Source organism: Tardiphaga sp. vice154 (assembly GCF_007018645.1).
GTDB lineage: Bacteria > Pseudomonadota > Alphaproteobacteria > Rhizobiales > Xanthobacteraceae > Tardiphaga.
The window spans coordinates 5335098-5360963 of sequence record NZ_CP041399.1 but is presented as its reverse complement, the minus strand read 5'-3'; the positions used below and the strand labels follow the sequence as shown (position 1 = coordinate 5360963).

The window sequence follows — 25866 nt, the reverse complement described above, 5'->3', positions numbered from 1 at the left end:
ATGAAAACCGCCATCGTCAATCTCGGGGCGATCGTCAGTGGTGATCTGGAGGCGCCGATGGTAGCGGGTGACGCCATTATCATGTCCGACGGGCTGATCGTGTCCGTCGGCACGGCCTCCGCTGCTGCGGTCGATGCCTGCGACGTGGTGATCGATGCCGGCGGCGCCATCGCCATGCCAGGTTTGATCGACTCCCACGTCCACATCACGTTCGGCGACTACACGCCACGACAAAAGGTCGTCGGCTTCCTCGAGAGCTACGTTCATGGTGGCGTAACGACGTCGATCAGCGCGTCGGAAGTCCATGTACCCGGCCGGCCCAAAGATGTGGTTGGCGTCAAGGCGCTGGCCGTCGCCGCGCAGCGCTGTTTTGCCGATTATCGCCCGGGCGGTATGCGTGTCCATGCCGGGTCGCTGATTCTTGAGCCCGGTCTCGCGGAGCAGGACTTTGACGACCTGGTGCGCGATGGCGTCTGGATGGTTAAGGCCGGCTTCGGCGGCTTCAGGACACCGTATGACTACGCGCCGCTGATAAAAATGGCGCGCGCCCGCGGTATGATCGCTATGGTGCATACCGGAGGGTCTTCGATCCCCGGCTCCTCCGGTATCTGGGCGGACCATGTGCTAGCGATGAACCCCGATGTTTCCTATCACGTCAACGGCGGTCCGGTAGCGATTCCAGACCAGGATTTTCCGCGGCTGGTAAATGAGTCCGGCATGGCGCTGCAGGTTTGCACTGCCGGTAATCTGCGCACCACATTGCTGGTCGCAGATCTCCTCGACAAGGCCGGACAGAACGAACGGCTGCTCATAGCCACCGATACGCCGACCGGCAGTGGCATCATGCCGCTCGGCATGCTTTATACAATCAGCCATCTCGCATCACTAGGCGGCATTCCGCCCGAACGCGCCATCGCCGCTGCTACAGGCAGCAACGCGCGGGTCTACCGTTTGAACAGTGGCGTCATCGCCGCCGGTCGTGATGCCGACATCGTCATTGTCGATGCCTGTCTCGGCGGATCGCAACCAGACGCGCTGTCGGCATTGCGCAACGGCGATGTCCCCGCGGTGGGCGCGGTGGTCACGGCTGGCATTCCCCGCTTCGTCGGACGCAGCCGCAATACGCCTGAGACGACGCGCCGCGTGCACGTGGCACGCAGCAGCGTGGTTCAGGATTTTTCCGGCGCAGCGCACTAGCACCGCGCGCCGGCATGGTTACCGGCCTTGCCCGTAGGTCGACGCAAAAACGGACATCGCATCAATCGTTTCGCGCGCACTGACAATGGAGATTATCATGCACACTCGCCGCAACGTCATCGGCCTCGCTGCCGGAGCCGCCCTTTTCTCCTCGGGCGCGCGGGCGCAATCCTGGCCGCAAAAGCCGGTGACGGTGATCGTACCGTTCGCAGCTGGCGGCAACACCGATGGTATCGGCCGCATGTCTGCGCAGTGGCTGGGCGATGCCTTCGGCAAGTCGTTCGTGGTGGAAAATCGGCCGGGTGCCGGCGGTGCCATTGCAGCCGAGATGGTGAAACGGGCGGCACCGGACGGCTACACGCTGTTCATTGCTGCGCTGCCGGTGATGGCGGTGGTGCCGGCCATGCAGAAGGTGCGTTACGATTCACAGAACGATTTTGCGCCAATCAGCAACATCGGGACCAATCCGTTCGCGCTGGTGGTCAACAAGGATATTCCCGTAAAAACGTTGAAGGAATTCGTGGAGTACGTCCGCTCCAGCAAGGGGCAATTGGTCTACGGCTCTGCCGGCGTCGGTAGCCTGAACCATCTCTCCATGGCGCTGTTTCTTAAGCGCGCCGGCATCGAGATGACCCACGTGCCGTACAAGGGCAACGCGCCGGCTATGTCGGACATGGTGGCAGGCCACGTCCCGGCGATGTTTTCCAATCTCTCCGATGCGCTGACGCAGGTCGCCGGCGGAAATGTGCGGATGCTGGCGATCAGTTCCGAAAAGCGTTCGCCCCTGACGGCAGACGTGCCGACGGTCGCCGAGTCCGGCTATCCGAATTTCAACGTGCTGACCTGGAACGGTCTGATGGCGCCGGCGAGAACGCCGCCGGAGATTATCGACCGGATAGCGAAGGAAATGGCGGCGGCGGTGAAAGATCCGAAGTTTGCCGCGCAACTGTTGAACTACGGCGTCGACCCGCTCGGCGACACGCCGGCCGAATACGCGGCCACGCTGGCGAAGGACATCCCGCTATGGGCCGAAGCCGTACAAATCGCCGGCGTGCAGCAGCAATAGGATGCGTACAACAATGAGCGACCGACCTGTATTGATTGCCGGCGGCGGTCCCGTCGGAATCCTGCTGGCGCTGGCCCTCGCGCAGCGCAACATTCCGGTGCGGCTGTATGAGGCTTCGGATGCCATCAACGAAGCCCCCCGCGCCTCCACGCTGCATCCGGCGACGCTGGAAATGATCAGCGCGCTGGGCTTGCTCGATGACGTGATCGGGCAGGGACTGATCGCGCCCACCTTCCAGTTCTGGGACCGGCCGACGCGTCGCATCGTGGCTGAGTTCGACCATGCGATCCTGGCCAAGGACACCAAGATCCCGTTTGTCGTGCAATGCGAGCAGCACAAAATCGCGCGGCTGGGACTGGAACGGCTGAAGGCGTTTCCCCATGCCTCCGTCTCGTTCGGGGCACCGGTCGCGAGCATTGCGGATTGCGGCGATCACGTGGAGATCACGACACAAACCGGCCTCGGCATGGAAACCGTGTCCGGCAGCTACCTGGTGGGTGCCGACGGCGGCCGATCAACGGTGCGCAAGGCACTCAACATCGACTTCGAGGGATATACGTTTCCAGAACGCTTTTTGGTGCTCACGACGCCGTTCGACTTCGCAACCGAGCACGGCGTCGCGTTCCGCGCCTATTTCTCCGATCCGGACGAGTGGGCCAACCTGTTCAAGGTGTCAGGCGATGACGGCAAGGGCCGCTGGCGCGCGGTGTTTCCCGCCGTGCCCGGACAGACCGACGAAGAGGTGCTGGACGAATCGGCCACCGAAGCGCGGCTGCAAAAGTTTTTCCCTAAGGCTGGCCGCTACGACATTTTCCACCGCAACATTTACCGCGTGCACCAACGCGTTGCCGCGAGCTTTCGCAAAGGACGCGTGTTCCTGGCCGGCGACTCCGCCCACGTCAACAATCCGATCGGCGGCCTCGGCCTGAATTGCGGTGTGCATGACGCCATGCAACTGGCAGACCAGCTCGCTGCGGTCATGCTCGACCAGCTTCCCGAGACAGATCTGGATCGCTACAATGGCATCCGGCGACCGATGAATATCGAATATGTCCAGCAGCAGACAATCGCCAATAAAAAGCGGCTGGAGGAGAGGGACCCTGCGGCGCGCGAGGCGAATTTCGACCATTTGAGGCGCACGGCCGCCGATCCGGTCGCACACCGCGCCTTCCTGATGCGGACGTCGCTGCTGGAAAGCGTGCGCAAGAACGCGTCACTCGCCGGCGCGTCCTGAAGGGACGCCGCTCCGGCAGCCTAAAGGTCGAGCGCGCCCGCATTCTAGACAGCGTGCGCCATGGACGCGTGGGTCAATTCATCGCCAGATAAAGCTCGGCGCCTCTGGCAAACAACTTCATGCCGGCAACGAGATCCTCTTCCCTGGTGTGTGCGCTGCCGCTGCATGTTCAATTCGAGACCATCCACCCGTTCCTCGACGGCAACGGCAGGATCGGCCGTTTGCTGGTCACGCTGTATCTCTGCGTCAACGGCGTGCTGCGCAAGCCGCTGCTCTATCTGAGCCTCTATCTCAAAACCCATCGCGCCGACCATTACCGACTGCTTCAGGAGGTTCGCGAACATGGCGCGTGGGAAGCCTGGCTCGACTTCTTCCACACGGGCGTCGCGGACACTGCCAATCAGGCGTTCGATGCCGCCACCCGGATCGTCGAGTTGTTCAAGCAAGACCGCGAGCGCATCGCGGTGGACAGCGATCGGGCAGGATCGGTGCTGCGCATTCACGATCTGTTTCAGCAGACCCCCTATCTGATGGCCAACCAGCTCGTTCGCCAGACAGGCCTCTCTGCCCCCACGGTCAATGCGGCGCTCGCCGATCTGGAGCGGTTCGGCATCGTCGAAGAAGTCACCGGCCGCAAGCGGGGCCGCGTGTTCAGTTACCGGGGGTATCTCGCCATCCTGAGCGAGGGCACCGACCCGCTTCCTGCGGCGGTCTGACAGAAGGATGCCTGCGCTATACATCGTCGGGCGTGGCCCGCCACTCTGTATCCACCGGTTTGCCGGCAACCACCTGGCCAATTCCGCCAACACGGCGCTCCCAGCCGCGCCCGATCGGTCGTGCACGCGCGTCAAACCGGTTGCGGCGTTAGTCCGCTTCGGCTTGCGGTCGGCGGCGGCCGGGTCTGCCGCCGGCAGGTCGGCTTTCGCCGGGTCGGCTGTCGCCGGGCTTCGCCGGCTTCGGCGTGTTGGTGCGATTTTCCGTGACCATGGCGCGCCAGCGGTCCAGACGCTCCGGCTCCAGCTCGCCGGCGGCGACCGCGGCGCGGACGGCGCAGCCCGGCTCGTGGGCATGGGTGCAATCGCGAAACTTGCACCGCGGAGCAAGTTCGGTGATTTCTGCAAACAGCTCGTGGATTCCCGCGGCGGCGTCGCTGACATGGAGCGTCCGCATGCCCGGCGTATCGATCACCCAGCCGCCGCCGGCCATCGCATGCAGCGAGCGCGAGGTGGTGGTGTGGCGGCCCTGCGCATCATGCTCGCGAATGCTGCCGGTGGGCTGATGCTGCTCCGGGGCCGCGCCCGTCAGCGCGTTGACCATGGTCGATTTGCCGACCCCCGACGAGCCGACCAGCGCCACGGTCTGTCCGTCGCCGCACCATGCGCGCAAGGCGCTTGCCGCATCCGCGGCATTGGGATTGGAGACGATCACCGAAAGCCCGCGCTGCAGCGCGCTGGCTTGGTCGAGATAGGACCCGGCGTGCTCCGTGAGGTCGGCCTTGGTCAGCACGATCACCGGCGTGATGCCGGCCTCATTGGCCAGCGCCAGATAGCGCTCCAGCCGGGCGACGTTGAACTCGGCATTGCACGAGGTGACGATGAACAGCGTATCGATATTGGCGCCGGCCAGTTGCGGCGTCGGGCTGCCCTCGGTGCGCCGCTGCAGCACCGTCTTGCGCGCCAGGCGGCGTTGCAGCAAGTGAGTCTGCGGCTCGACCAGCACCCAGTCGCCGACGGCGTAATCGCCGGTGTTGGTTTTGGCCGGAAGCACCAGCCGGATGGGCCCCGTCCGGGACATCGCCGCCATGCGCGACCGATGCACCCCGGAAATGCGGACGGGCAGCGCGTCGGTCTCCTCTGGCAGGATCTGCGCGCCGAAAAAACCGGACCATCCAAGATCCGCCAGCGACACTCCAGGACTGCCTTGCGCTTGATCTGTCACGATGCCGTCCACCGGGAACCCGAGTGGTTCATATGCGCCTCAAAGCCGGGGCGTGTCGACGAACCTTTCAGCGCCGCGCCGCGGCCGGCTGCGGCTGAACGCGCGACAGCCCCGCACGCAATGCGGGGCTGTGATGGCCGGCCGTGTGGGGCGAAGGACAAGTCCTAGAAGGCCTTGTCGGCCTCGGGCCGGTGCCTGTTCGACGGCACGAAGCCGGAGCGCACGGCTTCGCGCGGCAGCCGCACCCAGACTTCGCGGTTGGGATGCAGCCCCGCGCCGCGCGTGGCGGGAACGGCGGTGAGGCGGGCGCGGTGCAGCAGCCTTGTGTCGGCGTCGCCGCAGTTCGGATGAACGCCGCCATTGGCCGCGACCACCTTGTTCCAGGCGTCGGTGCGCTGCTTCAGGATCGCTGGATCCGACAGCGGCGTGCAGTTCAGTTCGTTGTTGTTGAGATCCGCCACGATCTCGTCGCCGTCCTGCACCATCGCGATCGGTCCGCCGAGGCTCGCCTCGGGGCCGACATGGCCGATCACCAGGCCGACCGATCCGCCGGAGAAGCGCGCATCGGTCATCAGCGCGATCACGATGCCGCGCTCGCGGCATAGCGTCGTGATGCGCGAGGTCGGATCGAGCATTTCCGGCATGCCCGGCGCGCCGCTCGGGCCCTCATAGCGCACGATCACCATGTCGTGGTTCTCGAATTTCTCCGGCGTCGTGTCGAGCGCGGCGAGCAGATGCTGCTCGCCCTCGAACACGCGGGCACGGCCGCGGAACAGGTTGTCCTCCAGCCCGCCCTCGACGCCGGCGAGCTTCAGGATCGCCGAGAATTCCGGTGACAGGTTGCCGCCGAGCACGCGCAGGCCGCCGGTCGGCTTGTAGGGCTTGGCGACGGTGTAGATCACACGGCCGTCGGCGCTCGGCGTGCCCAGGCGCTTGACCTGTTCGGCCAGCGTCTCGCCGGTGCAGGTCATGACGTCGCCATTGAGCAGGCCTGCCTCCAGCAATTCACGCACGATCACCTGCACGCCGCCGACAGCATCGATATCGACCATCGAATATTTGCCGTATGGTCGGGCGTCGGTGAGCACCGGCACGACATATTGCGATAGGTAGTTGAACTCAGCCGGCGTCATGACCTCTTTCCAGAAGTCACTGAAGCCCGCGGCGCGCGCGATTTCCGGCGCATGCAGCGTGACATTGGTCGAGCCGCCGATCGCCAGCGAGACGATCACGGCGTTGCGGATCGAATCGCGCACCACGATGTCGCGCGGCTTCAACCCCTTGGCCATCATCTGGGCGAGGTATTCGACCAGCTGCTCGGGGAATTCCTTCAAGCGGCGCGGATCGTCGGACGGCGGCGCCACCATGTGCAGCGGCTGCATGCCGACCACGCCGATGAAGGTCTGCATGGTGTTGTAGGTGAAGATGCCGCCGCAGCTGCCGATGCCGGGGCAGGCGTTGCAGGCGACGCGGTCGCGCAGAGCGGCGTCGGTGCTGCCGGCGACCTGATAGGCGCTGACGATGTCGAGCGCCTCGCCAGTTTCCGGGTCCTTGCCGGGATGGATCGAGCCGTCCGACATGATGATGCCGGGCTCGTTGTGTTCGAGTAGCGCGGCCAGCGTGCCGACCGGCGGCTTGTCGCAGGCGACCACGGCGATGGTGCCGGCGAGCCCGGTGGCGTTGAGATGTTCGGACAGCGCATCATGGGTGACTTCGCGGCCGATCAGCGAATAGCGCATCTCGCGCGTGCCGTTGCGGATGCCGTCCGAGGTCGCGATGGTGTATTCCGGCTGCACCAGGCGCAGTCTGAGCTGGCCTTCGCCCTGGCCGATGCGGCTCTTCAGGGCGGCGTGGATCGCGTCCACCTTGGAGGCCACGCCCATGTAGCACTGGCTGTCGCCCTTGGTGCCGACGACGCCGACCGACGGCTCGTGAATCAGGCTCGTATCGGTGCCGAGTACCTTGGCCATGCCGAAAGTCTGGGCGGAGCGGCCGGGATGATGGTCGATGCGGACGACGGGCGATTTGGACACGGCGGGTTCCTTCCTGGCGGCGACTTATTTGTCGTGAACGGCGGGCGTCCGGCAGAGGTCACCGGCTCGAACACCTCGCTGGCCTGATTGCGTGTAAAATTCTGCCTGGCACCTGTCGTGGCAAAGCCGCGACGCCGTCGAGAAAATTGACCGAAATCGGCTTGCCCAGTGTCTAACCCCCGGGGATCGCGAACACAATCGGATTGAACCGCGCGGCAGCTGCGCGCGACGGCCGTATCGCGCGCCGAACAAGCGGGGCAGAACGGCCTATCCGTGCAGGTCAAAGCCCCACGGCATCCCGCCGTGGGGCTCGCGCATCGCTTAATCGGCGAACTGGTTCGCCGCCCGGATGATCGGCGCCCAGCGATCGACTTCGCTGAGCAAGGTCGCTTTCAGGGCGGCCGGCGTCGCCTGGTCCTGCGCGACGGGCTCGGTATTGATGTCGTTGAAGCGCTTCACCAGGTCGGGATCGCTCAGGGCCTGCTGCAGCGTCTTCGAGAGTTTCTGGACGATCTCGTCGGGTGTGCCCTTCGGCGCGTAGATGCCGTGCCAGGCGCCGACCTCGAAACCCTTCAGCCCGGCCTCGTCGGCGGTCGGCAGGTCCGGCATCGACGCCAGCCGCGTTTTGGTGGTGATGGCGTAGCTCTTGACCAGCTTGGCGGCGATCGGGCCGGTGGTATTGGTGGTCTGGTCGCAGGTCATGTCGATCTGCCCGGCGATCAGGTCGTTCATCACAGGGCCATTGCCCTTGTAGGGCACCGGCAGGATCTGCTTGTCGACCGCGGTCATGAACAGCATGCCGCAGAGGTGCGAGGCGGCACCGAGCCCGGCATTGCCGAAGGTCATCTTGTCGCCGTTGGCCTTGATGTAGGTGACCAGCTCGGCGAGCGTGTTCGGCGGCAGGCCGGGCCGGCCGATGATGGTCATCGGCGCATTGGTGACGAGGCCGATCGGCGCGAACGCCGTCTTGGTATCGTAAGGCAGCTTGCGATACAGCGTTGCGGCGGTCGAGATGCCGATGTGATGGATCAGCAGCGTGTAGCCATCGGGCTCGGCGCGTGCGGCCCGCGCCGCGGCGATGGTGCCGCCGGCGCCCGTGGCGTTCTCGATGATGATGGTCTGGCCGAGGATCTTCGACATGGTCACGGCCGTGACCCGCGCCACCGTATCGGTCGCGCCGCCGGCGGCAAACGGCACCAGCATGGTGATCGGCTTGCTGGGGTAGGTTTGCGCGTAGGCGGGACAGGTGGTCACGGCAAATGCGATCGCAGCAATGACGTTCAGCTTCATGTTGGCCTCCCTGACTGTTTTTATGGGGTCGCTCATCATCCGCTTTTGTGGACGATGCCGTTCAGATGTTGGAACTCTGGATCGCCTCCACCACGGCGTCGGTCACCTGTTGCGTGGTGGCGGTGCCGCCGACGTCCGGCGTTAGGATGCCGGCGCCGGTGACCTGCTCCACCGCCCGCATCAGCCGCGTTGCGGCGTCGCTCTCGCCGAGATGGTCGAGCATCTGGGCTGCGGTCCAGAAGCTGGCGACGGGGTTGGCGATGCCCTTGCCGGTGATGTCGAAGGCCGAGCCGTGGATCGGCTCGAACATCGAGGGGAAACGGCGTTCGGGATCGATATTGGCGGTGGGCGCGACGCCGAGGCTGCCGGCCAGCGCGCCGGCGAGATCCGACAGGATGTCGGCATGCAGGTTGGTGGCGACGATGGTGTCGAGGCTCTGCGGCTTCAGGGTCATCCGCACGGTCATGGCATCGACCAGCATCTTGTCCCAGCTGACATCGGGGAATTCCTTCGACACTTCCTCGGCGATCTCGTCCCACATCACCATGCCATGGCGCTGCGCGTTCGACTTGGTGACGACCGTAAGGAATTTCCGCGGGCGCGACTGCGCCAGTTTGAACGCGTAGCGCATGATCCGCTGCACGCCGACGCGGGTGAAGATCGCGACTTCGGTGCCGACTTCTTCCGGTAGCCCGCGGTGCACGCGCCCGCCGCAGCCGGCATACTCACCTTCGGAGTTCTCCCGCACAATCACCCAGTCGAGATCGCCGATCCCGACATTACGCAGCGGCGAGGTGATGCCGGGCAGGATCTTGGTCGGACGCACATTGGCGTATTGGTCGAAGCCCTGGCAAATCGGTAGCCGCAGGCCCCACAGCGTGATGTGGTCGGGCACGTCGGGCGCGCCGACCGCGCCGAAATAGATGGCGTCGAATTTCTTCAGCTGCGCCAGGCCGTCGGCCGGCATCATGACGCCGTGCTTGCGGTAATAGGCCGAGCCCCAGTCGAAGGTTTCGACGTTGAATTTCACGTCGCCGATGCGCTTGGCGAGGCTTTCCAGCACGGTGGTGCCGGCGGCGATCACTTCGGGGCCGATACCGTCGGCCGGGATAGCCGCAATGGAATATTCGCGCATAAGATTCCTCACTGGGTCGTCTTGGTCTTGGTGCATCCGCTGCCGCGCGTTGGCGGCGCCGGCACCGTGAGGCCATGCGAGACCGGGCTCAACCGCATTGGTTTATACAAATAAATGATGTAATCTGGGGCAGGGGAGACGAGGATGGACCTGCACCAGTTGCGCTGTTTTGTGGCCGCCGCCGAGGAGCTGCATTTCGGGCGGGCCGCCCAGCAGCTCGACATGATGCCGGCGGCGCTCGGCCGCCATGTGCGGATGCTGGAAGACGATCTCGGCACACGGTTGCTGACGCGGACCACGCGCAGCGTGGCGCTGACCGAGGATGGCGCGGCGTTTCTGCTACAGGCGCAGGAATTGCTCGCGCAGGCCGATCGGCTGGCGGCGAGTTTTCGTGCCCGGGCGCGGGATCGCGCAGCCACGATCCGCATCGGCGCGATCGATAGCGCTGCGGCCGGGCTGCTGCCGGCGCTGCTGCACGACATGCGCGAGCAGCAGCCGGAGGTCGCGGTGCAACTGGTGGAAGACAAGACCATCCGTCTGCTGCCGCGGCTGCTGTCCGGCGGGCTGGATCTTGCTTTCGTGCGGCCACCGGACCGCGCCGACAAACGGTTGGAATTCCTGTTCCTGTTCCACGAGACCGCGGTGGTCGCGGTGTCCAACCGGCACCCCCTCGCGGATCGCTCGAGCCTGACGATAGCCGATCTGGCCGACGAGCCTCTGATCGTGCCGGAGCGGCGGTCGCGGCCGCACAGCCATGACCTGACGATGAAGCTGTTTGCGGAGGCAGGCGTCCGCGCGAATGTGGTGCAGGTGGCCGACGAGAAGCAGACCATCGTCAATCTGGTCGCCGCCGAACTCGGCGTCGCGATCGTGCCGCGCTGGACGTCGCGGATGGCGGCGCGTGGCGTCTGCTACGTGCCGCTGGCGATGTCAGCGATGAACAGGCTGCCGCTCGCCGCAGCGTGGACGCGCGGCACCCGCGATCCCGTGCGGACGAAGCTGATCGAGATGCTGCGGGTCAAATTGTCGAGCTACGCCACCGAGGCGTGAGCGCCGTCAGGCGATCGCGATGATTTCGAGTTCCTGGCCGTCGAGGCCTGCCACGTCGCCGACCGCCTTGCCCGTCAGCAGCCGTGCCACCGGAGAAACATAGGAAATCGAGCCCGTCTTTGGGTCGGCCTCATCCTCGCCGACGATGCGATAGGTCTGCACGCGGCCATCGTCGCGGCTGAACGTCACCGTGCTGCCGAAGATGACGGTGTCGGTCGAGGTGGGATCGGGGATCAGCTGCGCCGTGCGGACGCGCGCGGCAAAGTAGATCGTATCGCGCAGCGGCGTGGCGGCCTGGCGTCGCTTCTCGTTGACGTCCTCGATCTTCTGCGTGGCGTCATAGGCTTCGCGCGCGGCGAGAAGCTGGGCTTCCAGCGCCTTCAACCCGGCTTCCGTGACCAGATTGGGATGCGACGAGATCGGCCGGTCCGGCAGCATCGTTTCCGATGCGGTCTCGGCGCTGTCTTCCTTGGTAAAAGCGACACTCACTTACGAAATCCCTGCGATGGCGGCGTCCTCGGCGTTGGGATCGCCCGGCGCCGTGGCCCAGGCCAGTTCGACCAGCGTCACAATGCGACGTCCGGCGCCGTCGAGCTGGCAGACGATCAGGCCCTGCTCCTCGATATAGCTAAGCAGTCGCCTCGCCCTTCGCAACGAGTGCGAGCCGTAGGCGCGGGCGATTGTGGCGTCGCCGGGGCAGGGCAGGCCTTCCTTGGCGGCGCGCGCGATCATCATGAACACGCCCTGCATATCCTCGGGCAGGAGGCCAGCGCGGTCCGAGACGTCTTGCCAGCCGTCGTCCTCGGCGATGTCGGAGCCGAGCCCGGCGCGGGCGCGGGTCAGCATGTGCCGGAAGTCGGCGAGATCCGGCACGGCCAAGCCGAGGCCGGCGATCCGGCAGCGCACCACGAATTCCTGATACAGCACGCCGACGGCGCGGAAGCCGGCATCGGGCTCCGCCATCACGGCGCGCAGGATGGCATCGACGCGCTCGCGTTTCTTCTCCAGTTCCTCGGCGCTTTCCGGCGGCGCGACGGGATCGGGGCGCACCTCCATCGCGGCGGATTTCGCGGCCATCAGCTGGCCGAGCAAATCGGGCGATGACGGCGGCGGCCGGCGCGGCGCGCGAGCCGGCTCCGGCGGCGGCGCGGCCAGGATCATGGCGTGCATGTCGAGCGAGGATTCCGGCAGCGGCATCAGCCGCGGCGTGGCGTTGCGCGGCTGGGTGTCGGTCGGGCCGATCCGCAGCCCGAGCGGGCGGCGCGACAGCGCCGGGCCGAGCGCTATGAACTGGCCGCGCTCGAGGTCGCGAAACGATTCCGCCTGGCGCCGCTCCATGCCGAGCAGGTCGGCGGCACGCGCCATGTCGATGTCCAGGAAGGTGCGGCCCATCAGGAAGTTGGACGCCTCGGCGGCGACGTTTTTGGCCAGCTTGGCGAGGCGCTGGGTGGCGATCACGCCGGCGAGACCGCGCTTGCGGCCGCGGCACATCAGATTGGTCATGGCGCCGAGCGACAGTTTTCGGGCGTCGTCGGAGACTTCGCCGGCGACGGCGGGCGCGAACAATTGCGCCTCGTCGACCACCACCAGCATCGGGTACCAGTGATCGCGGGGAGCGTCGAACAGCCCGCCGAGAAAGGCGGCAGCGCGCCGCATCTGGTGCTCGGCGTCGAGGCCCTCCAGATTGAGCACGGTGGAGACACGGTGCGCGCGGGCGCGCTCGCCGGCGACCTGCAACCCGCGCTCGGTATGTTCCTCGGCATTGATCACCAGATGGCCGAAGCGGTCGGCCAAAGCGACGAAATCGCCTTCGGGATCGATGATGGTCTGCTGCACCCAGGGTGCGCTCTGTTCCAGCAGCCGGCGCAGCAGATGGGATTTGCCGGAACCGGAATTACCCTGCACCAGAAGGCGGGTCGCCAGCAGTTCTTCCAGGTCCAGGGTAACGGGCGTGCCGGCCGTCGTATTTCCCATCTCGATCGCAACGGTCATATCGACTCACAGGCTCCTTGCAGCGTGCGGCTTAACAACCCGATCGCAGCCCGTCGAGCGCCACCGGGCCGGTCATCCCCGTGTTCCCGGTCAGGATCAGGACGGTGGCGTCGCGGCGATCCGGCTCATACCCCGTTAACCAGCTATTAATTTCTCCGCGCCCGGCGGTGGCAACCGGCGGGCAGCAACGGTAGAAATAACGCTACAGGTGACCGTGATCCGCCTCATCGCCCCACGCGGAAGCTTGCAGGGACCGGAATGTTGAACGAAACGGAAATCGTTGGTTCGTCCTCCGAAGCCGAGGTGCCGCGGCGTCAAACAGCCGATCGCCGCATCATGAGTTTCGAAGAGACCAAGGGGGCCTTCGCCGCCCTTGGCATCGAGGAACGCCGGGCGACCGGCGATCGCCGGCGCAATCCGTTTCGCCAATGGCGGCGCATCGTGCTGGGCGGGTTGCCGGTGGTGGTGGTGGACCGGCAGGAGGCCGCCCAGGTGATCGTCGAGGAGGCCCTGAAACGCCGGAATATGTGGCGCTATCCGGCCTATCTGACCTCGACCAATGGCGAGGTGACCTATCGTTGCGATGTCGATCGCACGGAGCGATCGCTGTTCCTGCAGGCCGATGCGATCTCGGCCGACGGCATGTTTCACGTCTTCGTTTCGCGCTTCAAGGGCGATGCGTTGCCCGAGCGGGTGGCAACGTCGGATCTGTTTTACGACGTGGCGCAGCGCGCGCAGGCCACCGGCGCCACCATGTTCATGCTCGGCGCAACAGCTTCGGCCAACCAGGCCGCGGTCGATGCCGTCCGGACCCAGTTTCCCCAGCTGCGGCTGGTCGGGCACCGGCATGGCTTTTTCGACGGCCCGGCCGACGAGATCGCCACCTGCGATGAAATTGCCAGGCTGGCGCCGGATATTCTGTGGGTCTCGATGGGCGTTCCCCGCGAGCAGGAATTCGTGGTTCGGAACCGCGAACGGCTGTGCTCGGTCGGCGTGATCAAGACGTCGGGCGGCCTGTTCGATTTCCTGTCGGGCAATGCGGTGCGCGCGCCGCTGTGGATGCAGAATATCGGGCTGGAATGGCTTTGGCGTCTTGGCCGCGAGCCGCGCCGGCTGGCGTGGCGCTATATCAAGACCAATCCGCGGGCGCTGTATCTGCTGCTGACGAACTCACGCTGACATCCGTCATCGCGCGGGAATGGGCGCTTCAGCAGCGCCCGGTTCCAGCGCTGGCGGTCGGTGTCGAAGATCGCCAAATCTTGGTTGAACTGCCAGCTCGCCCATAGGCTAGGGTCGGTGTAGAAGGGCTCGCAGCACACCGCCATCCGGTCGTCCGGTCCGATCGTCCATTAGGCCAAAGCCCTGCGCCAGTTCCCAGTGTGCCCAGCCCCAGCAGTGCTGTTCGGCGTGTTTGACGACCGACCGTAGCCAACGCAGACGGCTGTCTCGAGGCGCGTGCGCTTTAAGAACGCCGAATTCGTTGATGATGATCGGTCGTCGGTTCTGCTGTTGCCAGCGGATCGCAGGCTCCAAATTCGTCGACACGATATCTCCGGCACCATGGATGGTCGCTTCGCGCAACACCTGTAGCGCTGCGGTCCTGTGCGCAGCGCTCAGCTGCGCATCAATCGCAACCACCGCTTTCTCGGTCGCCACGATCGGAAAGGGCAATCCCCGGATGTAGCTCAACGGATCGTTGGCGTCCCAATGCCCTTGGTGGGTAAAGGCCATTGGATCGTAGAAGTGAATGGCGTAGACGACATTGAGGTCCTCAAGCGCCCGGAAACGTTCCAGTGAATCGGGGCGCTGCCAGTTGACGGGACCCACGATGATCGTCGTGTCGGGCAGCAGTTTGCGGACAAATTTGGCCAGTTGTTCGGCCTGCGTTTGCCAGATCTCAGCGCTGACGTCTGGCTCGTTCAGCAGTTCGGCGTACACCATCTTCGCTGGATATCGCGCAATGACAGACGCCAGCGCTCTCCAGGCTTCCTGCAACAGGCCCATCGCAACCGCAGGGGCCTTTTTATGCATCTGGTTGAAGGCGTCACCGGGATGCACATCGACTGACACGACGAAGCCCATCGTGGTCAGGTCCTCGAGTGCGCGGTCGAGCGCTGCCAGTTGCGCGCCTCGATCCTCGGCGGACGAATCGATGCTCATCACGTTTTCGGCCGGCACCGGAAGCCGGATGTGGGTCATTCCGGATTTGCGCAGCTCGCGCAGCGTTTTCGATACCTTCGAGATCATCTTCGGATCGTCGGTCCAGCCGGCAAGGTTGAAGCCCTTGGCCAGCGCAGCAATGGTTTCAGCCGGTACTCGATGGGTAAGCGGCGGACATGATGCGCCCACCTGCGATGACGCCGGCGTCGCGATCAGCGCCGCGAGGAGAGCAGCAAATAGCCGAGCGTTGACGAAGCTCACCCGTTTCAAACTGCCGACCTTAATGTTGACTGGACGCAGATCCAGAAAAATACGTCATCAGGAAGCAAGCTCCACGTGCGAATCTGTAACCTTGACCAAGGCCGGAGCTTCGGTGGAGTTCACCACCAGACCAACGCGCCCGGCACCGGCGGCAGCCAGCATCGACCGGATCGTGCCTAGCTTCGCGGTCGGGGTCCCGTTGTCCCTGGCCACAATGATAGTGAACTCGGCCTGCGCCGCGAGGCCGGCTATAGCCGCGGATTCCGACATCGAACTTGTATCGATGACAATCAGGTCGAATTCCGTGCGGATGTCGGTTGTCGGCGAGGCCGCCTTGTCGATGCTACCGGCGGTCAGCAGCAACAGAACCGATGCGGCATCGGCCTGCAGCGTATGATGGCCATTGTCGATGAATTCCCGCGGGGCGCCAGCCCGCTGCGATGACGGTTGGTCGATCCCTATCACGACGCTGCGCTGGCCGCGCTCGGTCGCGCACTGCCCGAGAGCGCGAGCGACGGCAGTCTTGCCGACGCCGGGCTCCTCGGAAATGATGAGCACGACATGGCCGCGACCTGGTTCCCGACTCTTGACGACTTCATATAGCGCCGCACACGCCGCGCGCAGGTCGATTTCGCCAGAGCCGGCGATCGGTGTTTGCCAGACGGACTTCAAGCCTTGCTTGGGCGCCACGTAGGGAATTGTGTGCCAGACGGGGAGCCGGGAAAGTGCAGGCTTGCGATCCGGCGCGACAGGCGAGACAGGCGAGACAGACTGCCGGGTGAGTATTTCTTCCAGGTTGAGTTTCCGCACCTCCGAAGGTTCGGTTACGGCAGGCCCTGCTACGACAGCCTCGGCGTCAGCAGGCCTGGCTTCAAGCAGCAGGGGGGTGGCGGGCTTCATATTCGGATCGGAGGCGGGCGCTGTTGCGGGGGCGTCCTTCTGCGTCGTTCGGACGGAATCCATGATCGCCGTGATGGTCGTGGCCACCAGAACCGAGGCCAGCGCAAGACCGACCAGGATTATAGACAGCGGCGGGCGTGTCGGGCGCGTCGGCGGATTGGCAACCGAGACAACCTTTGTCTGCGATGTCTGCAACTGCCGCTGTTCGCTCGTCGCCTTGTAGCGGGACAAGAACTGCTCGTAGATGTTCCGGTTGGCATCCGCATCGCGCTGCAATTCCTGCAGCTTTACGGCGTCCTGTCCATCCGTCAGCATCGCGGTCTCCACTGCGCGAAACTGCTGCTCGACTGTTTTTTGCTGACTCAGGAGCGTTTCGTAATCGGATCTCGCGCTATCGATATTCCGCTTCCGCTCGGCTTCGATCTGGCGATTGACCTCGCTGAGCTGGCTCATCGCAATCATCAGGTCGGGATGGCGATCGCCAAACACCGCGCGCTTTTGGGCGATCTGGTCATTCAACTGCAGGCGTTGTGCGCGCAGGCTTGACAGCAGGTCGGGCCGCGCCGGACCCTCGATATTGCCCTTAAGGTCGCGCTGGGCCTGCTCGTAACGCGTTTTGGCCTCTTCGGCGCGAAGCCTGGATGCGGCCAATTGCTGGCTCAATTCGGAAACGCGCAGCTGCGCCGTCGTGGAATCTCGACCGGCGCTGACGATCTTGTGCTCGAGCTTGAAGGCAGCAACCGCTTCTTCGGACACGCGCAAGCGGGCATTGAGGTCCTTCAGCCGACTATTGAGCCAAGCCGCCGCCTCGTCGGTTGCACCAGAGCGGATCTGCGCCTGGTCATCGACAAACGCCTGCGCGACCGCGTTGGCATAGGTCGCTGCCTTCTGCGGGTCCTTCGACGTAAACGTGATGGCGATCACGTAAGTGAGGCCGCGCCGCGAGATGTCGAGGCGGCGGCGGAAGTTATCCAGCACGCGCGAAGTGTCGGTCTCGCTCGCGGCGATCTCGTCGTCGCTCGCAATCTTCAATTTTTCGATCAGCGGACGAAGGAAACCGTCCGATTTGGCAATCTCGATCACGCTCTGCAAAGCCGCGGCGTCCTGCCCGATCCCGGGAAGAACGTCCTGGTCTGTCGTGACACGCTGTTCCCGGGGATCGATCACGACAAGGGCGGTGGCGGCGTAGCGGACCGGCAGCATCATGGTGACGCCGATGCCAAGCGCCAGAAGAACGGCCGACAGCAGCACGATGCGTTTGAACCGCCGCTGGAAGAACGCTACCAGACCCGACGGCGTCAGCATGCCCGTGAGCATGGCCGGCTGCGACGTGTTGATGGCGGCGCGGGGCCGGACGTCCCACGGGTCAGCGTCACGCGGACTGCGCGGGGCATCGCCGAACTTCTGGGAATCATTATTCGGCTGCATCGAATCCAACATCATTCACGCCGCTGGAAGGGAGAACATAGGATTGCACGAGGGTACCTAATTAGAGTTAACCGTTTCTGCAGCCTGATACTGGACGGTGCGGCGTGCACAACCGGCAGACCTGGTATCGGCGGCGGATATCGCGCCAGGCATTGCCCGTGCCGGGTGGGCCAACACGGTTAACGCTTGGTTACCATTTTCGAGATATAGCAGGCCCGAGGAATGCGCAGGATGGCGACCGATTTGAGCACCGCTGTTGCGACAATCAAAGGCATCGGCATTCCCGCCGCTTGGACGGACGCCGCGATTGTGCTCGCCGCCGCTGTCGTGCCGGTTGCTCTGGCGCCTCTGCTGCACAGCGTGAGCCTCTATCTCGCTATCGGCGTTCTCTCTATTTTTGCTTGCGGCGTCGTGGCTGTGATTCCGGCCTACGCTCCGGTTGTCGCGATCGTCGGCCTGCTGTTTCAGAACATCTTCGTCTCGCTGTGGTCGCCCGTGCTCGACCCGGCGGCGGTGGAGTTCATTAAGGGGTACAATTTTCTCGTCTGCGCGGTTATGTGGCTGGCGACGCTGGCGCTGTTCATTCTTGGCCAGCGCGACCGTTCGCCGCCGACGGTACGGTTGATGGGGATGAGTTCCATCGCACTGGGGGCGGTGCTGCTCTATTTCGTGCTAGGCGCGTTCGCGAACCCGATGGCGGCTACAATCTACCTGCGCAATATCGTCCTGCCGATCTTTCTGTTTCAACTCGCACTGTTGACCTCGGCCAGCATGGAGTTGCGGATTAAGCCAGCGCTGATTGCGATTGCGATCGTATTCATCGTCTGCGGTTACATCGAACTGACGTTTCGGGACTTCTGGCTCGACGTGACGCACGGCTATTCCTACTGGCGGTTCGACGAACTGAAAGCAACGGATTCGGGCGTCTGGGAGCGCGAGATGCGACGGACGGGCGCGGTGGCGGTCGATCTGAAGGACCGATTCAAATTCGGGTTTCTCAATACGCCTTTGCTGGATGGGTTTGGCCTGTCCGAAATTCTGCGCATCTTCGGGCCGAATATCAGCGCGATCAGCTACGGCTACGGCGTCGCCTTTTTCGCTCTGTTCCTGTTTTCCGTGGGTCGTCCGGTGATGGCGGTGATAAGTCTGCCGTTATTGGTGCTCTGCAGCGTCAAAGGAGCGCTAATTCTATTGCTGTTCGTCAGTGTCGGGTGGCTGGCCACACGGTTGATCGGCGCGGTGCTCGCGCTGGCCTTCGGTCTCGCCGCCCTGGTGCTGTATATCCTGGCCGGCATCTATGTCGGCCTGAACATTGGCGACTATCACGTCCTTGGCTTCATGGGCGGTATCAACGGTTTCCTGCAAGCGCCTTGGGGGCGGGGCCTCGGCATCGGCGGCAACCTGTCCGAAGGGTTCGACGAAATCGACTGGAGCGCGGCGCAACAGGCCGGTTCGGTGAACGGCGCTGTCGAAAGCGCCGTCGGCGTCCTGTTGTACCAGATGGGCCTGGCAGCGCTCGTGCCGCTCGCGTTCTACTTCTATCTCGCCATGCGGGCGTGGCGGCTCTACGCCTATTCAGGCATTGCGAGCCAGGGCATGGTCGCCTTTGGCATCTGCGCCATCCTGGCCAACGGCATTTTCCAGGAAGAAGCGCTTTTCGCGCCACCGGCGCTCGGGCTGCTAGTATGTCTGTCTGGCATCATCCTCGGCGCGTCGGTGCGGGCCGAAAATTTGCAGCTGGAGGCTTAAGGTTAATCCGCGGTTACCCCGGCCGCGTGCGCACTCGTCGATTGCCGGATCGCGAGCCACGGGGACATGGCCGCGGTGTGGCCGCATTAACCGCATCCCGGCGTAGTGATGTCGAATCCGGTCGGCACATGATAATTTACCACCGTGCCGCGATGTCCGTGCGGCGCCGTGGAGTACCCCTTGTCAGCTTTCAACACCGGCGCCCGCGCTGTGATGACGATGCTCGGCTCGCTTGCCGGCGCGTTGCGGCGCGACGTCACGCAGGGCCTGATGGTCACGATCACGCTGCAGGTCGGCGGCGGGATCGTCTCGTTTGCGATGTTCTCGCTGGCTGCGCGGGTGCTGTCGGCGCCGGAGTTCGGCCATCTCGCGCTGTGGCTGAGCGTGTGCCAGATGGCCAGCGTCGCCGCCCTGCTCGGGCAGGAGATGTTCATCCTGCGCTCGCTGAACGAATATTCGGTGGCAAAGCGCCCGGATCTCGCCAAGGGCTCGCTGCTGTTTTCGATCGGCCTGGTATCGGTCGTGCCGCTGCTGGCGGGCGCTGCCATCGCGCTGCTCGGCACGACGATGCCCGGCCAGACCACCGCTTTGTCCCTCGCTACCGGGCTGTTTCTGGTGTTGAGCTCGATGCTGGCGCTGTCCAGCCATATTGCGCGGTCCACCGTCGGCATTTTCATGGCCGACGGCATGCGCGAATTGTTCTGGCGCGCGTTGGTGGTCGCGACGTTGGTGGGGCTGACGGTGGCCGGGCTGCATATCCAGATCGATCAGTTCTTTCTGATCGGGTCGCTGGCGCTCGCGATCGCACTGCTGATCCAGGTGACGGCGGTCTGGCGCGCCTTTCCGAAAGATATCTTCCCCGCCAAGGCAGTCTGGCGCCTGCGCGAATGGGCGCGCACCTCATCGGGGTTCTGGGCCTCGACCCTGCTGGAAACCGTCAACCAGTATTTCGATGTGGTGATCGTCTACTGGTTTCTCGATCCGGTTTCCGCCGGCGCCTATTTCATCGCGACGCGGCTGTCGAACATGTTCGCCACCGTGCTGGCCGCGGTTCACAACTTCGCCACACGGCGCATTCCGGCGCTTTATTTCGCCGGCCAGACCGACGAACTCAACGGCGTGTTGAGGCGCATGGCGGAAGTTGTGCTGCTCTGCGTGATCGCCGGCGTGGCGATCATCGGCTTTGGCGCCGAATACATCCTGGCGCTGTTCGGTCCGAACTTCGTTTCCCAGAAGTGGACGCTGATCATCCTGACCGCCGGCACCGCGATGTATGCGGCCGGCGGGCCTGCCTCTGCGATCCTGATGATCGCAGGATTCCAGGCGCGCTACCCCTTGATCGTCGCGGCCAATATCGGCATTCGCTTCATCGGTTTCGCGGTGCTGATCCCGATCTGGGGCCTGCAGGGCGCAGCCGTGTCGGCAGCGTTGAGCCTTGCCATCGTGACCGTGGTGCTAAACGTGTTGTGCCGGCGCTGGGTCGGGGTCGATCCGTCGGTGCTCAATCTGATCGGTCGGCCGGGCGCACGCCTGGTGCCCGCCACCGGGAAGACGCCATGACATTGCCGTCGGTCCGTTCCGGAAAACCGCGCGTGCTGTTCATCCAGACGCAGGGCGAGAATGCCGGCGCGCAGGAGATCACGCGGCTGCTCGGCGCAGGTCTCACGGCGCGCGGTTTCGACGTGCATCATCTGTTTTTCTATCGCAAGTCGGCGCATTTCAATGAGCCGCCGAACACGCTGTATTGCACGCCGGGGCGGCCGAAAAATCCGGTCGCAGCCATGCGGTTCCTCGCCACGCTCGGCCAGCGCATCCGGCAGTTACGGCCGGATGTGATCCTGCCGTTTCAGCACTATGGCAACACGGTCGGCGGCGCGGTCGCGCGGCTGGTCAGCGCCGCGCCGATCATTGCCAATCAGGTGTCGCCGAAGGCCACGATGAACCCAATGGTGCGCGCCGTCGATTTTGCGCTGGGCAATCTGGCATTCTTCAAATCGATCGTCGTCAATTCGCATGACATGCTGGTCGACTATTCGCGCTACCCCCGGCCGTACCGATCGCGGCTGCGCTATATCCCGCACGGCTTCGAGCTGAAACGCACCACGCTGTCGAAGCAGGAAGCGCGACGCGCGTTCAACTTGCCGCCGGACGCCATCCTGCTCGGCGGCGTCGCCCGTCTGCATCCGATCAAGCGGCTCGACAAGGGAATCCAGGCGCTGGTGGATCATCCCGAATGGCATCTGGCCGTGGCCGGACAGGGGCCGGAAGAAGCCAACCTGAAGCGGCTCGCCGAACAATTAGGCCTCGGCAAACGTGTTCATTTCATCGGGGAGATCGCGCCCGAACGGATCGGTGATTTTCTCGTCGGTCTCGATGTGTTCGTGTTTCCCTCGGAGTCGGAAACCTTCGGCCTGGCCGCGGTGGAGGCGGCGGGCGCGGGAATCCCGACGGTTGTGACCGATCTGGCGGTGCTGCGGGAAGTGTTGTCCTACAAGGGTGAGCCCGCCGCGCTGTTCGTCGATGCGGCAGATGCGCGCCAACTGGCCGCTGGCGTCGCGCGGCTGCTGACCGACGATGTGCTGCGCGAGACCCTGCAACGCAGCGCTGCGGGCCTGACGGTGCGCTATTCGATCGACGCGATGACGGACGAGTATGTCCGGCTAATGGGTGAGCTGGGGGTCTCGGCATGAGCCGCGCGGGGCCGGGCCGATGCTGATCGAACTGCGCTGCGATCACGCGCGGCCACGGGCGTGGATGGACGCCTTCGCCGGCGAGGTCGGCGGCGAGCGCGCGGACACGCGGATCGTTCGGATCGAGGCCGGCCAGCCGCCAGCCGGACTCGGCGCGCTGTTCGAGTTGGAGCGCCTGCTGCTGCGCAAGGGCCGGTCGTCCCTGGTCGATCCAGTGAAACACTTGAGCCGCGCGGCAATAGCGGATCCGACAGCGGACCCGGAGATCGTGATCGATTTCACCGCCCGGCCGCGCGACGCGGCCAGCCCCGCGCGGATGTATCTGCGGCCCTACTACAACGGCGTTGCCGGCGAGGACGCCGCGCTGGCGGCGATTCTGACGGGCGACCTGCCGCAGATCGAAATCGTCGATGAGGCGAGTGGCCTGACGCTGGACCGGGGATGGCCCTCCGCCGAGATCGCCGCCGGGCTGAGCGGCCATCTCGAGGCGGTCGTCGCGCGGACGCTGACCTTGCTGCGCGCCATCCTGTCGGGCAGCCCGCGGCTGCCCGTTCCCGAACGTGCGGTGGTCGGCGAAAGTTCGCCCAAGACGCCGGTGGCCTATGTGGCCGGCAGTCTGGCGCATGCGTTGGCCCGGCGCATCTATCATCTGTGTTGTTACGCCCCGCACTGGCACATCGGCTGGCGCTTGAACGCCGGCGCGGGCGTGTGGGAGAACGGCGACCTGTCGGGCGCGCCGTGGCAGCGTCTCGCCGATCCCGGCCATCGCTTTTTCGCCGATCCGTTTCCCGTGACCTGGCAGGGCCGCACCTTCGTCTTTTTCGAGGATCTCGATCACCGAGTCGGCAAGGGCACGATCTCGGCGATCGAATTCGACGCGCGTGGCCCGATCGGGGCGGTGCTGCCGGTGCTGGAACAGCCCTGGCACCTGTCCTATCCGTTCCTGATCGAGGATGGCGGCGAGCTCTGGATGATCCCCGAGAGTTCGGCGAACCGCGATGTCGCGCTGTACCGATGTGTTGACTTCCCCGATCGATGGGAGCGCCATGCAACGCTGCTCGACGATCTGGAACTGGGCGACGCGACCGTGACGCGGCATAACGGGCTGTATTATCTGTTTGGCGCCATTCGCGACGGCGCCGGCGGCTATTCCGACACGCTGGCGATCTATTACGCCGATCGCCTGACAGGCCCCTGGTTGCCGCATGCCGCCAACCCCGTGCTGATCGACCGTGCGCAGGCCCGCCCGGCCGGCAACATGGTGGTTCACGATGGGCAGTTGTGGCGGCCGGTGCAGGACTGCACGCAGGGCTACGGCGGCGCATTGGCGCTGGCGGAAGTAACTGAACTGTCGCCGACGGCGTTCCGGCAGCAGGTCCGTCACCGCATCAGCCCGGGACCGGCGTGGCCGGGCCGCAAGCTGCATACCCTCAACCGCATCGGGAACCTGGAAGTGATCGACGGATCTCGAATCCAGCCCCGATGGCGCCGTTAAGGTGAAATCAGCAGTTCCTGCAAACGCGCCTTAACCGTCAATCACGTTAATCATCGGCGCCTCATTTATCGGGGCGCGCCGGCAGCGTATTGTACCCACGCGGCGCTGATCGGTATTCCGGGTGTCGCGACTGGATTGCAGACGGGAGCCCCGAGATGAATTCCATGACCAAGAACGACGACATCCTTGTTGACTGGCAGTCCCGGCATCAGGACCTGTTCGGTGTACACGCCATCAAGCTGCACCACCGCCTCATCGATACGGGACTGTTTTCGCGCGAGGTGCTCGGCCGGCTGATCGAGCGCTGTCCGAAAAATGAACTTGGCCTGGAGTCGGTCAGTTTCGAGGGCGAACAGCACCAGCGTCTGTATGGCGAGCTGGGCGCTGCGTCCGGCATGGAGGCGATCGACGCCATCGCGAAGGGCCGGATGTGGATGAACATCCGTCGCGTGATGGACTGGGCACCGGAATATCAGGCACTGCTGACGCGGATATTCGACGAGTTCGACGCCCGCATGGGCGGCTTCAAGACCTTCAAGCGCAATCTCGGCGTGCTGATCTCGTCGCCGAACTGCCGCGTGCCCTATCACGCCGATATCCAGGGCCAGTCGCTGTGGCAGATCGAAGGCGTCAAGCGGATCTTCTTGTATCCGCGCTCCGACGTGTTCATGCCGTCGACGAACATCGAGAAGATCCTGCTGCGCGAGACCACCGAAGACATGCCGTATCGCGGCTGGTTCGACGAATTCGCGACGGTCTACGACCTGCATCCCGGCGAGATGCTGACCTGGCCGCTCTACGCGCCGCACAAGGTCGAGAACCACGACTGCCTGAACATCTCGGTGACGATGGAGCACTGGACCCAGCAGATCTGGAATTCCTACGCCGTGCACTATGGCAACGGCGTGCTGCGCCGGACGCTCGGCCTGCAGAACTCGTCGACCCGCGATCACGGCATCCACGTCTATCCGAAGGCGGCATCGGCCTTCCTTTGGAAGAAGAGCGGGCGACAGATCACAGGCGACGTCGTCTCGAAACGCGATTTCCGGATCGATGCGGCCAGCCCGATCGGGCGGACGGATATTGCCGGAGCGCAGTGAGCACCAAGCCGATGTTGATGACCGACCTGAAGACGCTGCAGTTGGACGTCGAGGTCGGCGTCGAGCCCGACTTTGACTTTCTTGGCGAAGAATATCGCGCGTTCTTCAACCTGAAACGCGGCACCGTGTTCCAGGCGCCGCTGTGGCAGGCGTCGATCCACGCGCGTCTGGTGCCGGGTCTTGCTGCCAGGCCCTATACGGTGACGATCCGGACCCGCGCGGACCGGCGGCTGCTCGCGCTGATCCCTTTCGTCGTTCAGAAACCGGCCGGCATCTCGATCCTGCAGCCGGCCGACTTCGGCGTCTGCGATTACAACGCCGTCGTCGGCGATCGCGAAGTGCTGGAGACGCTGGCTGCGGACCCGTCCGTGATCGGTAGGCTCGATGCGCTGCTGGGCACGGCCGGCGTGATGATGTTCCGCAAGGCGCGGGATGACGGCTTCTCGCCGGCGCGACTGTTTCGCAAGACCAGCGCCACGCCGTGCGACAATGCCGCCTACCATATCGAGACCGGCCCCGATTTCGAGGTCTGGCAGCGCCAGAGGGTGAACCGCAAGTTCACCAAAGAGCTGGGCCGCCTCGGCCGTCAGGTCGCGCGCGACTTCGGCGCTTACGAACAGCGCGTCCTCACCGATGAACAGGGTATCCGCGACGCCTTCGCGTTTCTGCGAGCCGTGCGCAAGGGGCGCTTCGAGGGCGACCTGCTCGACGACGAACTTTACGCCGCGTTCTATCTGGATTTCGCGATTGCCGGCGCCAAATCGGGCGACGCCATCACCTATGTCAGCACGCTCGACGGCAAGCCTGTCGCGGTGCTGCTTGGCGTCGCATATGCCGACGAGTGCCACGCGGTGCTGATCGGTGCCGACACGCAACGGCTCGGCAAATACTCGCTCGGCATGCAGCTGCTATACCGCATCGTCAAGATGCGCTTCGATAAAGGTCTGCATCGCTTCGATCTTGGCCTTGGCAACACCGGCTACAAATCGATGTTCCGGGTCGAGGAGACCACGCTGCACAATTACACCGTGGCCCGCAGCCTGGCTGGTGCGGCACTGTCGATGGTGTATCACCACGCCAAGCCGCTGAAGAACTTCCTGCGCCGGCTGTCGCCGCGGCTGCGCTGAGGAAATCCGAAGGATGATGAT

The 25866-nt window shown here is 64.5% G+C and carries 19 protein-coding genes and 1 pseudogene; 12 read left to right on the top strand and 8 right to left on the bottom strand.

Going from position 1 to position 25866, the window contains the following annotated elements:
- The 4 genes and pseudogenes from FIU28_RS25135 to FIU28_RS25120 form a co-directional block, all read left to right on the top strand.
- Positions 1-1197 carry an amidohydrolase family protein gene (locus FIU28_RS25135; RefSeq protein ID WP_143575797.1) on the top strand — a complete coding sequence of 399 codons (1197 nt, stop codon included), beginning with the start codon at positions 1-3 and terminating at the stop codon, positions 1195-1197.
- A gap of 97 nt (positions 1198-1294) precedes the next feature.
- Positions 1295-2263 carry a Bug family tripartite tricarboxylate transporter substrate binding protein gene (locus FIU28_RS25130; RefSeq protein WP_168209971.1) on the top strand — a complete coding sequence of 323 codons (969 nt, stop codon included), beginning with the start codon at positions 1295-1297 and terminating at the stop codon, positions 2261-2263.
- 1 nt (position 2264) lies between these two features.
- The gene (locus FIU28_RS25125) at positions 2265-3497 is read left to right on the top strand and encodes an FAD-dependent oxidoreductase (RefSeq protein ID WP_143575795.1); all 1233 of its coding nucleotides are present in this window, start codon (positions 2265-2267) and stop codon (positions 3495-3497) included.
- 152 nt (positions 3498-3649) lie between these two features.
- Positions 3650-4213 (top strand): annotated as a pseudogene (locus tag FIU28_RS25120) (Fic family protein); the annotation flags it as partial.
- 148 nt (positions 4214-4361) lie between these two features.
- Here FIU28_RS25120 and rsgA read toward each other — a convergent pair.
- The 4 genes from rsgA to FIU28_RS25100 form a co-directional block, all read right to left on the bottom strand.
- Complete coding sequence (rsgA, locus tag FIU28_RS25115; protein WP_441351645.1) at positions 4362-5435, bottom strand: ribosome small subunit-dependent GTPase A; 1074 nt, start codon at positions 5433-5435, stop codon at positions 4362-4364.
- A gap of 164 nt (positions 5436-5599) precedes the next feature.
- On the bottom strand, positions 5600-7468 hold the full coding sequence (locus tag FIU28_RS25110; protein ID WP_210245442.1) for a dihydroxy-acid dehydratase domain-containing protein: 1869 nt from the start codon (positions 7466-7468) through the stop codon (positions 5600-5602).
- A gap of 321 nt (positions 7469-7789) precedes the next feature.
- The gene (locus FIU28_RS25105) at positions 7790-8758 is read right to left on the bottom strand and encodes a tripartite tricarboxylate transporter substrate-binding protein (protein WP_143575793.1); all 969 of its coding nucleotides are present in this window, start codon (positions 8756-8758) and stop codon (positions 7790-7792) included.
- A gap of 61 nt (positions 8759-8819) precedes the next feature.
- Positions 8820-9893 carry a tartrate dehydrogenase gene (locus tag FIU28_RS25100; protein ID WP_143575792.1) on the bottom strand — a complete coding sequence of 358 codons (1074 nt, stop codon included), beginning with the start codon at positions 9891-9893 and terminating at the stop codon, positions 8820-8822.
- A gap of 144 nt (positions 9894-10037) precedes the next feature.
- Between FIU28_RS25100 and FIU28_RS25095 the strand changes: the two genes are divergently transcribed.
- On the top strand, positions 10038-10943 hold the full coding sequence (locus FIU28_RS25095; RefSeq protein ID WP_143575791.1) for a LysR family transcriptional regulator: 906 nt from the start codon (positions 10038-10040) through the stop codon (positions 10941-10943).
- Positions 10944-10949: 6 nt separating this feature from the next.
- On the opposite strand, the gene greA is transcribed toward FIU28_RS25095, so the two are convergent.
- Complete coding sequence (gene greA, locus FIU28_RS25090; RefSeq protein ID WP_143575790.1) at positions 10950-11432, bottom strand: transcription elongation factor GreA; 483 nt, start codon at positions 11430-11432, stop codon at positions 10950-10952.
- A complete protein-coding gene (locus tag FIU28_RS25085; protein ID WP_143575789.1) occupies positions 11433-12935 on the bottom strand; it encodes an ATP-binding protein in 1503 nt (500 codons plus the stop codon).
- 261 nt (positions 12936-13196) lie between these two features.
- Between FIU28_RS25085 and FIU28_RS25080 the strand changes: the two genes are divergently transcribed.
- On the top strand, positions 13197-14114 hold the full coding sequence (locus FIU28_RS25080; protein ID WP_441351319.1) for a WecB/TagA/CpsF family glycosyltransferase: 918 nt from the start codon (positions 13197-13199) through the stop codon (positions 14112-14114).
- A gap of 108 nt (positions 14115-14222) precedes the next feature.
- On the opposite strand, the gene FIU28_RS25075 is transcribed toward FIU28_RS25080, so the two are convergent.
- Positions 14223-15356 carry a glycoside hydrolase family 5 protein gene (locus FIU28_RS25075; protein ID WP_246660804.1) on the bottom strand — a complete coding sequence of 378 codons (1134 nt, stop codon included), beginning with the start codon at positions 15354-15356 and terminating at the stop codon, positions 14223-14225.
- Positions 15357-15413: 57 nt separating this feature from the next.
- On the bottom strand, positions 15414-17696 hold the full coding sequence (locus FIU28_RS25070; RefSeq protein WP_246660803.1) for an exopolysaccharide transport family protein: 2283 nt from the start codon (positions 17694-17696) through the stop codon (positions 15414-15416).
- 219 nt (positions 17697-17915) lie between these two features.
- Here FIU28_RS25070 and FIU28_RS25065 point away from each other — a divergent pair, with 219 nt between their 5' ends.
- The 6 genes from FIU28_RS25065 to FIU28_RS25040 all read left to right on the top strand — a co-directional run bounded on the left by FIU28_RS25065 (position 17916) and on the right by FIU28_RS25040 (position 25845).
- The gene (locus tag FIU28_RS25065; RefSeq protein ID WP_246660802.1) at positions 17916-19433 is read left to right on the top strand and encodes a hypothetical protein; all 1518 of its coding nucleotides are present in this window, start codon (positions 17916-17918) and stop codon (positions 19431-19433) included.
- Between the two features lie 180 nt (positions 19434-19613).
- Positions 19614-20993 carry a lipopolysaccharide biosynthesis protein gene (locus tag FIU28_RS25060; RefSeq protein ID WP_143575788.1) on the top strand — a complete coding sequence of 460 codons (1380 nt, stop codon included), beginning with the start codon at positions 19614-19616 and terminating at the stop codon, positions 20991-20993.
- Positions 20990-22123 carry a glycosyltransferase family 4 protein gene (locus tag FIU28_RS25055; RefSeq protein ID WP_143575787.1) on the top strand — a complete coding sequence of 378 codons (1134 nt, stop codon included), beginning with the start codon at positions 20990-20992 and terminating at the stop codon, positions 22121-22123. The genes FIU28_RS25060 and FIU28_RS25055 overlap by 4 nt, the downstream gene beginning before the upstream one ends.
- Before the next feature lie 19 nt (positions 22124-22142).
- The gene (locus FIU28_RS25050; RefSeq protein ID WP_143575786.1) at positions 22143-23618 is read left to right on the top strand and encodes a glucosamine inositolphosphorylceramide transferase family protein; all 1476 of its coding nucleotides are present in this window, start codon (positions 22143-22145) and stop codon (positions 23616-23618) included.
- A 155-nt stretch (positions 23619-23773) separates the two neighbouring features.
- On the top strand, positions 23774-24718 hold the full coding sequence (locus tag FIU28_RS25045) for a hypothetical protein (RefSeq protein WP_143575785.1): 945 nt from the start codon (positions 23774-23776) through the stop codon (positions 24716-24718).
- On the top strand, positions 24715-25845 hold the full coding sequence (locus FIU28_RS25040; protein ID WP_143575784.1) for a GNAT family N-acetyltransferase: 1131 nt from the start codon (positions 24715-24717) through the stop codon (positions 25843-25845). Before FIU28_RS25045 ends, FIU28_RS25040 begins: the two co-directional genes overlap by 4 nt.
- Positions 25846-25866 lie beyond the last annotated feature (21 nt).